The sequence below is a fragment of the Hamadaea tsunoensis DSM 44101 genome, from assembly GCF_000428945.1.
Lineage (GTDB): Bacteria > Actinomycetota > Actinomycetes > Mycobacteriales > Micromonosporaceae > Hamadaea > Hamadaea tsunoensis.
Genome location: NZ_AUAX01000014.1, coordinates 88391 through 101473, shown reverse-complemented (window position 1 = coordinate 101473; position 13083 = coordinate 88391). Strand labels below are relative to the sequence as shown.

The window sequence follows — 13083 nt, the reverse complement described above, 5'->3', positions numbered from 1 at the left end:
AACGGATGATCTTCATCCGAGGAATGCCCAGGTCAGAGACCTAAAAGTGCGCCGCCAGGGACTTGAACCCCGAACCCGCGGATTAAGAGTCCGCTGCTCTGCCAATTGAGCTAGCGGCGCTCGTTGGCAACGGGAGAAACCTTAGCATGACCCCCGGCCTGACCTCCAAATCGATAAACGCCGCGCTCCGGGGATGTGGCGCAGGGGGCGGGCGAACCCGCCCCCTGCACGGCTGAACCCGGACACCCCGGCCTCAGGCGGACGGGATCGTCTCGTAGGTGACCAGGACGAGCCCTTCGCCGAGCCGGCGCGTGTCGGTCAGGCGCAGGCCCTTCTTGTCGGCGGTCGGGCCGAACATCCGGTTTCCCTCGCCGAGGACGACTGGGAACACGACCAGCCGGATCTCGTCGACCAGGTCGTTGTCGAGGAGCGTGTACGCCAGCCGGTAGCTCGCGTACACGAGGATGTCGCCGTCGATCTGTTCCTTGAGTTTGGCGACGGCGGTGACGGCGTCGCCGGTCAGGACCGTGGCGCCGGTCCAGGCGGCGTCGTCGAGGCTGGTGGAGACGACGTACTTGGGCATGGTGTTGAGGCGGTCGGCCCAGACGTCGGAGCGGTCGTTCCAGCGTTGCGCGAACCAGGCGTCGCTGCGGCGGCCGACGAGCAGGGCGGCCGCCTGCAGCGCCTCGTCCGTCTCGTGGCGGGCCCATTCGGCGAGGTCGGCCCCGCCGGACTGATGGAACCAGCCGCCGTGCCGGAAATCTTCCTTGCCGTCCGGATCCTGCACCACACCGTCGAGCGACATGTTGGTGCTGATGACGATTCTGCCCATGGTGGCCCCCATCTCGGTGTTGTCTGCGTCGGCGGTACAGACACCGGTGCGGGGCGGAACTGGGCGGTGCTCAGCGGGCGGCGACGGGGGCGGGCGCCCAGGCGAAGCCGGCGGGGTCGGTGAGCGTACCGAGGTCGCCGTTGATGCGCAGGCGGTGCGAGCCTGAGCCGTCGACCGGTACGCCGGCGTCCTTGGCCAGACCTTTACGGCCGTAGAGGACGAACTTCACCGGACCGTCGCCCGCGAACTCGACGTACTTGCCGAAGCTCTTGCCCACGGTGAAGCCCCGGTCGACGTAGAAGCGCTTGGTCGCGCCCACGTCCGCGACGCCGATCAGCAGGACGAACTGGTCGACCTCGCGGGTCGCCGGGCCGGTGTCCTTCTTCGCCGACGTCGCGACCTTCCAGATCGCGCCGTCCGGCGCCTGGACGACGCCGCCCCAGCCCCACAGAGACTTTGTCACCGGCTTCAGCTGCGTCGCCCCGGCGGCCAGGGCCGATTCGATGAAGCCGCGTACGGTGGCGGGCTGCGAGACGACCAGGGACAGGGTGTACGCGCGGAAGCCGGCCGTCGGTTCGGCGGACTCGCGTACGCGCAGCCGGTCGCCGAGGGCCCCGTCGAAGGCGTCGGCGTAGAAACGTTCGGCGGCCGCCGCGTCGGCCGCTTCCAGGGTCACGGAGGCAATCGATGTCATGCCGATGACGGTACTGACGGGGCCGTGAGCAGCGCTTCTCGATTCCTGACCGGTTCGGCGGGCCGGCGGGCGGAGGGTCCGGTCGTCAGGGCAGGGTCACGCCGTAGGCGCTCAGGATCTCCCCGATCGGCTGGTAGTACGTCGTCCCGCCGGTGGTGCAGTCGCCGGTGCCGCCCGACAGTACGCCCAGGATCCGACCCGTGGCCGGATCGTAGAGCGGGCCGCCGCTGTCGCCCGGTTCGGCGCAGATGTTGGTCCGGATGAGACCTGTCACGACCCCCTCCGCGTACGCGACGGTGGCGTTCAGGGCGGTCACGATGCCGCAGCGGACGCCGGTGGTGACCCCGCTGCGGCAGACGGTCATCCCGACGTACGCGAGGGCGACACCCTTGATCGGCAGCAGGCCCGGATAGGTGTCGACCGCGCTCGGGTGGGCCACCGTGCCGGTGTAGCGCACGATGCCGTAGTCGTTGACCGGAAAGCTCGTGCCGGTACGCGTACCGAGGACGGTGCGGTGGGCCGCGTCGGCGTAGAAGGTGGTCCCGGTGCCGGTGCAGTGGCCGGAGGTCACGAAGTAGTAGGTCGTTCCGGCGTGGACGTTCGCGCCGAGCGAGCAGCGGCCGGTCGCGTACACGCCGTCTCCTCCCGCGATGAGGATGCGCAGGCGGCCGGGGTCGTGCCGGACGGCGTACGCCGATCGCAGGACGGCCTGCGCCGACGCGGGCACGGTGCTGTCGACGGTCACCTCGGTACGCCCGGTGGCCGGGTCGAGGATCCAGGCGACACCGGGTGTCGCGAGGACGGCGCGGGGGTCCGCGGCGTGGGCGGGCGGTCCGGTCAGGACGGTGACCGCGAGGGCCGCCGCGGCGGCGACGGCGGACAGGGTGCGGCGCATCTCGAATCCTCCCTCGGCATCGATACATAGATTCTTATGAGAATAATTCCGGTGCGGCCGGTCCGGGTCGGGAATCCGACGACGCCCACTCGGGGTGCTGCGACCGCATGATCTCCGCTGCCGCCGGAGCCGGGACCGTCGCGACCTCCGGTCAGGTGTGCCTGGCCGACCGGTCGTCACCGTTGCGGGGCGCCGACGGCCGGTGAGCGGCGCAACCAGCCCCGGGAGTCCACACCGGACGCGTACGCCGGCCGCCAGGCTGACCGAACATCCAGGCCGGTACGCGTACCAGCGGCGGGGGCCGGGCTCTTCGGACCGTTGAGGCCGGACCGCCGCCGATCCAAGAATCGGGCACGCGCGATTCGCCCCGGCCCCTGGGAGAGGTGTGCCTTGATGAGGTTCCGCCCGCGTCGCACCGTCATGACGTCGTTCGTGACGGTCGCCGCCGTTCTGGTATCGCTCGCCTCCGCCTCGATGGTGCAGGCCAACGGCCCCGTCCGCCCGCCGCGCCCGCCCCGGCCGTCGCCCTCGCCGGGTACCGCTCCGCCGTGCGCGCCCTCGTCGCACGGGGCGATCTCGATCAAGATCTCCAGTCCAGGCGCCGGTGCGAGCGTCGATCTGACGCGTACGCCGGTGTTCCCGGTGACCGGCGTGGTGCACGGGGACCGGCAGGGCATCGTCGGATCGGTCCAGCTGTACGCGGACGGAGCGTTCGTCGGCACGGCCCCGGTCTCGCATCCGGCCGGTTATCTCGACCGGGCCTGGCGGCTGTCGACGTCCGCACCGCCCGGCCGGCACACGATCATCGCGTGCGCGCGTACCGCCCGGGGGACGGTGGCCTCCGCCAGCGTCACGATCCAGGTCGCGCAGCCGTCCCCGACGGCCACGATCGTCGCCCCCGACGTGAAGCAGCTGTCCACCGCGGACCTGAGCGGCGTGACCGGCGTACAGGACGGCTCGCTGACCTTCACGAACAAGCCGGCGGTGACCGTCGGACAGGTGATCACCGCGGGGGTGACGCCGACGACGCCGGTGGGCTTCATGCGGCGGGTGACCGGCGTGCAGGCGGTCGGCGGCGGCTGGCGGGTGACGACGACGCAGGCGCGGCTGGACGAGGTCTACTGGCAGGTGGACGTGGTCAAGGACGCGGAGCCGCTGGAGCCCCGGACCACCACGACCACCGGCGTACGCAAGACGGCGAGGACGCCCGCGCCGGCCGGATCCGGCCGGCGGACCGACACCGCGCCGGGCTCGGCGGCGGCGCGGTCCGGACCGGCGAGGCTGACCGCGGGCGGCTCGGTCACCGATTCGCTGAAGTTCACGCACACGTTCTACGAGGGCACCGGGGTCTGGTCGGCGAAGCTCGACGTCAGCACGACCATCAAGGCGACCCTCACGGTACGCATCAAGATCACACCGCACTGGGAGTGGGGCAGCCTGCCGACGATCACGGTCGACCAGTTCCTGTTCCGGATCGACGGCTCGCTGGTGGTGGCCCTCAACGGCACGCTCACCGGTAAGGCCGAGTTCACCAAGAACTACCCGAACGCGTTCGGGCCGGTCTACATGCGACCCGTGGTGCTGGACCTGGCGCCGCCGATCATCATCGTCCCGGTGGGGCACGTCGACGTGAAGGCGAAGGCCTCGCTCAAGGACGAGTTCAAGGCCGGCGTCTCGGTCACGGGCACGTTCAGCGCGGGCTTCATCTACCGGACCGGCGCCGGCTACGAGAACATCAGCAGCAGCTCGCTGGCGCCGGCGGTGACGACGCCGCTCAACGGTGGCAGCAAGTCGACCGGGACCCTGTCGGTCGCCGCCGAGCCGGTCTTCGGCACGCTCGTCGACTTCCTGTTCGGGCCGGTCGTGTCGGCCGAGGGCGAGCTGGAGGCCAGCGCGGAGATCCCGTGCCCGGGCAAGACGTCCCTGTCGGCCTCGGCGGGGCTCAAGTCGGGCGGTGAGATCAACCTCTTCAAGACCAATCTGAAGTACGAGGTCGACCTGGCCAAGTTCACCTTCCCGCTCTACGAGGGGCCGTTCTTCGTCTGCGACCTCGCCGTCGACTCGACCAGCCTGCCCGACGGCCAGGTCGGCACGGCGTACGAGGGGGAGGTCAAGGCCAGCGGCGGGCACAACGATCCGGACGACGTCGACGAGGAGATCCACTACACCTGGATCGCGACCGGTCTGCCGCCCGGCCTGAGCATCTCGGCCGAGGGCAAGATCACCGGTAAGCCGACCGCCAACGGCGACTACCAGCCCGAGTTCTCGGTGGCCGACGAGGTCGGCGAGACCAAGAGCAAGGTGATCCCGATGAAGATCACCGACGGGCTGCGGATCACCACGGCGTCGTTGCCGGACGGCACGGCCGAGGTCGGCTACGGCACGACCCTCGCCGCGGTCAACGGCGACGGCCCGCTCGCCTGGCTCGTCACCGACGGCTCGCTGCCGGCCGGTCTGACCCTGGGCGCCGACGGCACCATCTCGGGTACGCCGTCCGCCGAAGGGGACGCGACCATCACGGTGCAGGTGGCGGACACCCATGACCACCACGCCACGGCGACGCTGCACCTGCACGTGGGCCCAAAGCTGCCCGACCCGCCGACCGGCAACCCGGCTGATCCGCCCGCGGCACCGGCCTGCCCGAGCACCTGCGGCACCTCGTGGGGCGACCCGCACCTGATCACGTTCGACGGCCTGCACTACGACTTCCAGCAGGTCGGCGAGTTCGTCGCGGTCAAGTCCACCGTGGACGACCTCCAGATCCAGGTACGCCAGGCGCCGCTGGCCGGTTCCCGGGCGGTGGCGGCCAACGTGGCGGTCGCGTACAAGGTCAACGGGCATCGGGTGGGCGTCTACCTCGGCGACACCGGCCCGCGGATCCTGATCGACGGCTCGCCCGTGACCGTCACCGGTACGCCGCTCGCCCTCCCCGGCGGCGGCAGCATCGTCCTGTCGGCGCCCGGCGTACCGACGCTGACGTGGCCGGACGGCACGTTCGTCACGATGGACACGGCCGGCGGGCAGCTGATCGGGCTGCAGCTGAGCCTCGCCGAGAGCCGCCGCGGCCACGTCGTCGGCCTCTTCGGGGACGCCAACGGCGCGAACGCGAACGACCTGGCCACGCGGGACGGGACGATTCTCGCGCCGGGCTCGGGAACGACCGTGCTGTACGGGCCCTTCTCGCAGAGCTGGCGGCTGAGCCAGGCGGAGTCCCTGTTCGACTACGGGGCCGGCCAGGACACCACGACCTTCACGGACCTGGCGTTCCCATACGGCTACATCAACGTCGCCGACGTGCCGGCCGCGAACCGGCAGGCGGCCATCGCGGCCTGCCAGGCGGCCGGCATCCAGCCCGGGCCGCTGTTCGACTCGTGCGTGCTGGACGTGATCATCACCGGCGACGTGAACCTGGCGACGGCCGCCGCCCTCGCCCAGAAGACGGTCACCGGGGGCACCGCGCCCGGCCTGACGTGCGACGCGACCGAGGTCGCGCCGACCGACGACGGGTCGAGCCCGGAGGTGTCGCTCCCGTTCGCGATCGACTTCCACGGGCGGAACTTCACCTCGGTCTGGGTCAACAACAACGGCAACCTGAGCTTCACGGGGCCGCTGAGCGAGTACACGCCGGGTGATCTGTCGACCTATCCGGTCGCGATGGTGGCGGGCTGGTGGGCCGACGTCGACACCCAGGGGACGGGCTCGCAGCCGGCCCGGTACGGCACCGGCACGGTCGGCGGGCGTACGGCGTTCTGCGCGGTCTACCACGACGTCGGCTACTACAACGCGCACGCGGACAAGCTCAACTCGTTCGAGATCTACCTCGTGGACCGCGGCGACGTCGCGCCGGGCGCCTTCGACATCCTGCTGAAGTACACGAAGCTCCAATGGGAGTCCGGGGACTTCAGCGGCGGCGTCGGCGGCCTCGGCGGGACGTCGGCCACGGTCGGCTACACCAACGGCACGGGTGCGGCCGGCGGCTACCTGGAACTGGCGGGGTCACGCGTACCGGGGTCATTCCTGGACGGCGCCCCGGGCAGCCTGGCCGCCGGCTCGCACGGCAGCACCGAGCCGGGCGTGTACATCTACCAGATTCGATAACACCAAGACCTGGGGTCTGTTCCGGTACGCCGTGCCTCAGCCGGAATCCCGGAACAGACCCTAGGGTTGATGCATGCCTCCTGCGGAGGTCGGACGCCGTCCGGCGCGCGTACGCACAGCCGCCGCCGTGGCGCTCGCGGCTGCCCTCGCGGTCATCGTCGCGTACCCGTTCCTGCCGCCGCGGTCGCAGGAGATCGTGTATGTCGCATTCTCCTGGGTGGTGATCCTGCCGGTGGTGTTCGGCCTCCGGCGATGCCCGTCCGGACTGCGGATGCAGTGGCGGGCGATCCTGCTCGTCGTCGTCTTCTCGGCGGTGTCGAACACCGTACGCTTCACCGGCCGGGCCGACCAGGGCTGGCTGCGCGTGACGCTGTCGGTCATGGACGTCGTCGCGAGCGTCGCCCTGCTGGCCGGTTCCCTCGGCCTCGTCCTGCGGCGCGGCCGCAACGACTACGGCGGTCTGATCGACGCCGGCCTCGTCGCGTTCGCCTTCGGCGGCGTGCTGTGGAGCGTACTGCTGCTGCCCCGCCTGCGGAGCCGGGGCGCCGACCTGCTCACCGAGGCGACCGTCGGCACCGTCGTGCTCCTGCTGAGCGGTACTCTCGGCGGGCTCGTGCGGCTCATCGAGACCGACAGGGAGGGCATCCGCGCCCTGCGCTGGCTGCTCCTGGCGCTGGGTCTGAACCTCGCCGGTTTCGTCGTCCTCGGTGCCTGGGCCGGCGACGGCGGGCGTACCGCCGGGTCGATGATCTTCCTGGGCGCGCTCACCTCGCTCTGCGTGGTCGCCTTCGACCCCACGATGACCATGCTCGCCCGGCCCGGCCCCGCGCCGCAGGAGCGCCTCGGCCCGACCCGGCTGGCCTTCCTCGGGATCGCCGTGGCGATCGTCCCGCTCGTCGCCGGCGGCCGCGCGCTCTTCGCGATGCCGATCGACGGCATCCTGCTCATCCTGGTCGGCGCCATCATGGTCCCGCTGGTCATGATCCGCGTCGGCCTGCTCGCCGCCGGCCGCGACCGCTCCGAGGCCGCGCTGCGCCATCTGGCCAGCCACGACCCGCTCACCTCCGCGCTCAACCGGCGGGCCTTCACCGATCAGCTCGAACAGGAGCTCGCGTACGCGCGGGACTTCGTGCTCTTCTTCTGCGACCTGGACGGGTTCAAGCAGGTCAACGACCGCTACGGGCACGCGGCGGGGGACCATCTGCTGGTCGAGGTCGCCGGGCGCCTGCGCGAGGCGGTACGCGACGAGGACCTGGTCTGCCGGTTCGGCGGCGACGAGTTCCTCGTCCTGATCCGGGGGACCACCGACGCCGGCGGGATCCGGGAGCGCATCCGGACCGCGCTCGCGGCGCCCTTCGACGGCGGTCTGCGCCTCGGTGTCAGCATCGGCTCGGTGGTCAGCGAGGGTGCCCGGGAACGCCGCGGCGTCGACGAGATCATCAAGGCCGCCGACGAGGCGATGTACGACCGCAAGGCCCGCCCGGCGTGAGGGTCAGAGCCGCAGCAGCGCCAGCAGGTGCTCGCTGACGTCGTCGATCGGCTGGGCGCTGCGCTCGGTACGCGACAACAGCAGCGCCCCCTCGATGGCGGCGATCACGAACGTGGCGAGCGACCGGGCCTGGTCCGGCGTACGGCCCTCCCGCTCCAGCGCCCGGGTGAGGACGCGCAGCCATCCGCTCAGCGATTCGGCGACCACCCGGTGCAGGGGGCTGCCGGCGTCGGCCAGGTCGAGGGCCACTCCGGCGACCGGGCAGCCGGCCACGAATCCGGTCTTCTCCATCGCCCGCCGGCTCGCGGCGAGGAACGCGGCGACCGCCTCCGCCACGTTCTCGGAGCGGCCGAGTTCCTCGCGGGTGCGCTGCGCGTACCACCGGAGGGCCTCGGCGGCGAGTTCCTCCTTGCCGCCGGGGAAGTGGTGGTAGATCGAGCCGCGGGGCGCGCCGCTGCGGGCGAGGACGTCCTGGAACGAGGTGCCCTCGTAGCCGCGCTCTTGGAAGAGCCGGGCGGCCGACTTGATCATGCTGGTACGCGTGTCTTCTGGCATGGCTGACCCCTTGACTATGACGGTCATCATAGCGCACGATCGGCATTATGACGCTCGGCATAGGAACGGGGGACGCCGCGATCAGGGCGGCGGTTCCGGGCGACCTCGACGAGATCGCGGCGATGCATGAGCGGTGCTCTCCGCAGAGCCTGCGCCTGCGTTATCTCGCCGGAACCCGGGCACCGGCGAGGTATCTGCTCGCCCGGCTGCTCGACCCCGCGCTCGCGGTCACGTTCGTCGCCGTCCAACGAGGCCCCGATCGGGGCGCCGATCGAGGAGCGGGCCCGGGAGACGTGATCGCCGCGGGGAATCTCGCCCGGGACGGCGACGCGCTGGAGGCGGCCCTGCTCGTCGAGGACGCGTACCAGCGGCGGGGGATCGGGACCGCGTTGTTCGCGCGGCTGCTCGGTTCGGCCCGGGAACAGGGCCACGACACCGTCGTGCTGCACACGTCGGCGGAGAACCTCGCGATCCAGCGGATGATCCGGCGGCTGGCCGCCGCCGGGGCGGGCCCGGCGGCGTACCCGGTGCACAGCGACGGTTCCGTGCTGACCTATCTGCTGCCGGTGGCGGTGGCCGCCGTCATGCCGGCGGGCTGACCGGTCGCGGCCGCCACGCGAACGCCACCACGGCGCCGATCAGGGTCAGCAGCATGCCCAGGAAGAAGCCGCCCAGGTTGGACGTCAGCCAGCTGGCCAGGCCGAGGATGGCGGCCACGACGGACAGGAACACCCGCTGGGACGGCGTGAAGATGAGCAGGAACCCGCAGGCCACGACGATGATCGGCACGAGGTAGCCGACCGCGCCCTGCAGTCCGACGTGCAGCACGACCGGCAGGGGGGCCCACACCGTCAGCAGGATCTCGACCCCGCCGATGATCATCACCAGGGCGCCCCAGAACGGCCGCGTACGCCGCCAGTGGCGGAACTTCTTCGGGGAACGGTGCGACCCCACCGGGAGGATCCCGGTGGGGTCGGCCGCGGGAGCGTCAGCAGCCATCGGGATCGAAGCTCATCTTCAGGTGCGCGAGCTTGAACGTGGCGGCCGTCGTGGCGTAGTTGTTCTGCCGCAGGTGGGTGATGGTCACGGTGCGGGCCTGCTGGCCGAAGACGCCGATGTTCCCCGTCACCCCCGGTACGCGGGTCAGCGTGCTCGCGTCCTGGCCGATGTCGATGTCGTTGAAGGACGCGTCGCCGGAGAGCAGGTCCGAGTCGACCACGAGGTTCGTGGCGGTGACCGGGGTGCCGTTGTCGCCGGCGGTCAGCTTCAGGTTGGTCCCGCCGAGGTTGATGCTCTGGCACAGGTTGGTCAGCGAGGCGCTCTTGATCGCCGAGACGATCAGCACCAGCTGCCCGCCGGTGTCACCCGCGTTGGGGCTGTCGGGCGCCATCGTGTCGAGCGTCGCGAACTGCTCGAAGCCGTTGCCGTCCAGCCGGTCGGCGGTGACCGTGAAGGCCATGCCGGAGACGGAGAAGTTGGCGGCCAGCACGCCCTGGGCGGTCAGCACGACCAGCACCGCGGCGGCTGAACCGGTGACGGCGAACCCGGCGAGCAGGCGGCGCCAGGAGACGCGGCCCTCGCCCGCGGTCTGCGCGGATCCCGCGGTTTCGGCGGATTCCGATGTCATCGAGACTCCTTGGCTGCCCGGATGGGTTCCGGGCGGGTCAGGCGTTGTCTTCGGCGAGGAGGATCACTGCGGATGACGAACCGGGCCGGGGGCAACTATGAATGATCATGTCTGTCGATGTCCGAGCGCGTGGGCCGAAGTTACCGCCGGGTACGCATCGGGTCAAGACCCTGTTACGCATCGGTAACAGCGCAGGGTGCCGCGGTCGCGGGGCTGGCCGGGGCGGATGCGAGCTCGGTGGCGGCGGCGGCGCGGCCCAAGAATGGCACAAGGGTGAAGTACGCCAGCGTCGGCAGCTGGTCGCGCAGCTTGCCGACCTCGCCGGCGGCGACCGCACGGTAGATGGTCGAGTAGATCCCGCCGACGATCGACGTGATCAGGACGTCGGGCAGCTCGTCGCGGTGCGGCGCCTCCACGAAGAACCGGGCGAACCGGCTGAGCATCAGGTCGCGTTCCAGCCGGGCGGCCGGGCCGACGGCCTCCACCTCGACGATGGCCATCGTGGCGAAGGACGGGACGCTGGCCAGCACCGACAGCAGCACGTCGAGTCCACCGCGGACACCCGTACGCCAGTCCGGCGCGGCGGCGTACGCGGCCGACATGACCTCCCACACGACACCGACCCCGTGCCGGTAGGTGGCCAGGAACGCGTCCTCCTTGCCCTCGAAGAGCGCGTAGAACGCCGGCCGGGTGACCCCGGCGGCCGAGCAGATGTCGCCGACGCGGGCGTTCGCGTACCCCTTCTCGGCGACGGTGTGCACGAGCGCGTCGAACAGCCGGTCGCGCTGGGTCGCGGCCACCACCTCGGGCGGTACGCGACTGGGTCCCCGTTTGATGGCCCGGGCCGGATCACGCCCGGTACGGGCGCCCGGTAACGGCGGCAGAGCTGCGGCAGTCGGCAGAGCTGTGGCAGTCATTGTGACATCGAGCTCCCTTATATCGACGTTCATATTGACGTTACGACACTCGCGGTTTTATAACATCAACAGGTTTTTAATTCGGGGTCGCCGTGATGCCCCTATCGATCATCGGCGATCCGGGCCGGGTGGCGGAAGTACCCCGGCCGACCGATACGAGAGCGCGTACGCCCGGCTCAGCTGCGGACTGGCCGGGCGCTCCCCGACCACGGACGGGCGCATGCCCGCCTGGATCCCAGGAGTCCCCATGCTCTCAAACACGATGCGCAGGCTCGCCCTCGTCTGCGCGGTCGCCTTGTCCGCTCTGGCCGGGGCGGTGGTGCCCACGGCGGCCGCCGCCGCGCCCGGCGGTCCCTACACCGGTATGGGCAACTGCCCGCTGACCAGCAGTGCCATGAAGAACGCGAGCAACCTCCAGGTCGGCTGCGTGTACGCGAAGACCGGCGGCGGCGCGTTCACCATCGGCACGACCACGGTGCCGCTGACCGCCCCGATCGTCCTGCAGTTCGGCGTCTACTGGCCGGCGAGCGCGCCGACCGTGGACTTCCCGGACGGCAGCAGCGCCAACGTCTACTCGGTCGTACCCGCCCCGTTCGGGCGTACGCTGACGACGACGCCGTTGCAGGTGCCGATCCCGGGGATCGGGAACATCATCCCGGGTGTCACGAGCGTCTTCGCGCAGGTGGAGCTGGCCGGGTCGATCACGCGGTTCGTACCGCTGGCGACCGGCGAGGACTACCCGGTCTTCGTGCTGCCGATCAAGCTCCGGCTGATCAACGCCCTCCTCGGGCTGACCTGCTACCTCGGCTCGGACAGCAACCCGCTGATCCTCCGGCCGACCACCGGCACCACGCACCCGCCGGCGCCCAACACCCCGATCACCGGCGACCCCGGCGTCATCGACGTCGCCGCCGACCCGCACGGGTACCAGGCGGTCATCGCCTCGTTCAGCAATGCGTCCCTTGTGGACAACGCGTTCGGCGCGCCCGGCGCCACCGGCTGCGGCCTGCTCGGCTCGCTCAACGGCCTGGTCAATCTCGCCTTCGGACTCTCGCAGGCGGGCGCCGGCCACAACACCGCGATCCTCTCCGGCACCAGCACGTCGCTCGCGATCGACCCGAGCATCTCCGACCTGACCGCCGCCCTCGCGGCCAGCTGATCACTTCTCCGGGCACGGCCACGACCTCGTCGCGTACGCGACCGGGTGGCCGGGCCGTGCCCGGAAACAGACCTGGCCGCCGCCCACGCGGTCAGTGGATTGCCCAGTAGTAGGAGGAAAACCATGCACCGGTACGCGAAAGTCGTGCTCGCTGCGGCGGTCGCCGGCCTGACCGTCCTGGCCGGTACGCCCGCGCACGCCAGCGGCGGCAGCGTCAACGCCGTCGACGTCCTGACGGTCAACGCCCTCGCCGGCCCGAACGTCGCGGTGAACGACGTGCTGCAGGCGAGCCTGAAGGCGGGTACCAAGGTCACCTTCATGTCGACGCCGGGTGGCACGACCGGCGTCACCTGCACGGTCTCGACGTTCAGCGCCAAGGTCCTGACCAACCCCGGCGCGGGCGGCACGGCCACCGAGAGCCTGACCGTCCAGACCTTCTCCACCTGCACGGCCAACGTTCCGGGCGTGACCTGCGTGTCGTCCGTGACGGTGGACAACCTGCCCTACGGCGCCACGGTGAACGGAACCACCAAGGCGGTCACGATCACGGGCACCACGGCCAAGCCGATCCAGACCACCGTGAAGCTGTGCACCCTCCTCGGCACGATCACGTGTGTGTACCAGGCCGACTTGAACACGGTGACCGGGACGGCGTCCAACACGGACAATTCCATCACCTTCACCAACCAGAAGTTCAACAAGACCATGGGCCCGTCGACCTGCTTCCCGAACGGGTACTTCTCGGCGGTCTACGCGCCGGTCCTGGACACCACCCAGGCGAACGGCAAGGTGTTCACCCAGTAGCCGTGCCGGCCGG

Annotated in this window: 12 protein-coding genes and 1 tRNA gene; 5 read left to right on the top strand and 8 right to left on the bottom strand. The window is 70.7% G+C overall.

Annotated elements, in window-relative coordinates:
- Window positions 1-47: 47 nt before the first annotated feature.
- The 4 genes from G401_RS0119845 to G401_RS0119830 all read right to left on the bottom strand — a co-directional run bounded on the left by G401_RS0119845 (window position 48) and on the right by G401_RS0119830 (window position 2421).
- Window positions 48-120: transfer RNA gene (locus G401_RS0119845), tRNA-Lys, on the bottom strand.
- Window positions 121-253: 133 nt separating this feature from the next.
- Entirely contained in the window at window positions 254-832 is a 579-nt protein-coding gene (locus G401_RS0119840; RefSeq protein WP_027343885.1) for a dihydrofolate reductase family protein, read from the bottom strand.
- 70 nt (window positions 833-902) lie between these two features.
- Window positions 903-1526 carry a VOC family protein gene (locus tag G401_RS0119835; RefSeq protein WP_027343884.1) on the bottom strand — a complete coding sequence of 208 codons (624 nt, stop codon included), beginning with the start codon at window positions 1524-1526 and terminating at the stop codon, window positions 903-905.
- A gap of 85 nt (window positions 1527-1611) precedes the next feature.
- Complete coding sequence (locus G401_RS0119830) at window positions 1612-2421, bottom strand: S1 family peptidase (RefSeq protein WP_027343883.1); 810 nt, start codon at window positions 2419-2421, stop codon at window positions 1612-1614.
- A gap of 393 nt (window positions 2422-2814) precedes the next feature.
- Between G401_RS0119830 and G401_RS52970 the strand changes: the two genes are divergently transcribed.
- Window positions 2815-6519 (top strand): nidogen-like domain-containing protein, encoded by a 3705-nt coding sequence (locus G401_RS52970; protein WP_157545887.1) that lies wholly within the window; start codon window positions 2815-2817, stop codon window positions 6517-6519.
- A gap of 73 nt (window positions 6520-6592) precedes the next feature.
- Window positions 6593-8008, top strand: coding sequence for a GGDEF domain-containing protein (locus G401_RS58355; protein ID WP_051366876.1), 1416 nt, complete (start codon window positions 6593-6595; stop codon window positions 8006-8008).
- Between the two features lie 3 nt (window positions 8009-8011).
- Here G401_RS58355 and G401_RS0119815 read toward each other — a convergent pair whose 3' ends face one another.
- Window positions 8012-8563, bottom strand: coding sequence for a TetR/AcrR family transcriptional regulator (locus G401_RS0119815; protein ID WP_027343882.1), 552 nt, complete (start codon window positions 8561-8563; stop codon window positions 8012-8014).
- A 47-nt stretch (window positions 8564-8610) separates the two neighbouring features.
- Here G401_RS0119815 and G401_RS46945 point away from each other — a divergent pair, with 47 nt between their 5' ends.
- Complete coding sequence (locus G401_RS46945; RefSeq protein ID WP_034592342.1) at window positions 8611-9162, top strand: GNAT family N-acetyltransferase; 552 nt, start codon at window positions 8611-8613, stop codon at window positions 9160-9162.
- Here the strand turns inward: G401_RS46945 and G401_RS46940 are convergent.
- The 3 genes from G401_RS46940 to G401_RS46935 all read right to left on the bottom strand — a co-directional run bounded on the left by G401_RS46940 (window position 9146) and on the right by G401_RS46935 (window position 11107).
- Window positions 9146-9562: a DUF6114 domain-containing protein gene (locus G401_RS46940; RefSeq protein WP_084557384.1), complete on the bottom strand. Its 417-nt coding sequence runs from the start codon at window positions 9560-9562 to the stop codon at window positions 9146-9148. The genes G401_RS46945 and G401_RS46940 overlap by 17 nt on opposite strands.
- Window positions 9552-10190: a DUF6230 family protein gene (locus G401_RS0119800; RefSeq protein ID WP_027343881.1), complete on the bottom strand. Its 639-nt coding sequence runs from the start codon at window positions 10188-10190 to the stop codon at window positions 9552-9554. The genes G401_RS46940 and G401_RS0119800 overlap by 11 nt, the downstream gene beginning before the upstream one ends.
- A gap of 173 nt (window positions 10191-10363) precedes the next feature.
- On the bottom strand, window positions 10364-11107 hold the full coding sequence (locus tag G401_RS46935; RefSeq protein ID WP_034592341.1) for a TetR/AcrR family transcriptional regulator: 744 nt from the start codon (window positions 11105-11107) through the stop codon (window positions 10364-10366).
- Between the two features lie 247 nt (window positions 11108-11354).
- On the opposite strand from G401_RS46935, the gene G401_RS0119790 reads away from it, so the two are divergent.
- Window positions 11355-12266, top strand: coding sequence for a hypothetical protein (locus tag G401_RS0119790; RefSeq protein WP_027343880.1), 912 nt, complete (start codon window positions 11355-11357; stop codon window positions 12264-12266).
- Window positions 12267-12389: 123 nt separating this feature from the next.
- Window positions 12390-13070: a hypothetical protein gene (locus G401_RS0119785; RefSeq protein WP_027343879.1), complete on the top strand. Its 681-nt coding sequence runs from the start codon at window positions 12390-12392 to the stop codon at window positions 13068-13070.
- Window positions 13071-13083: the final 13 nt, after the last annotated feature.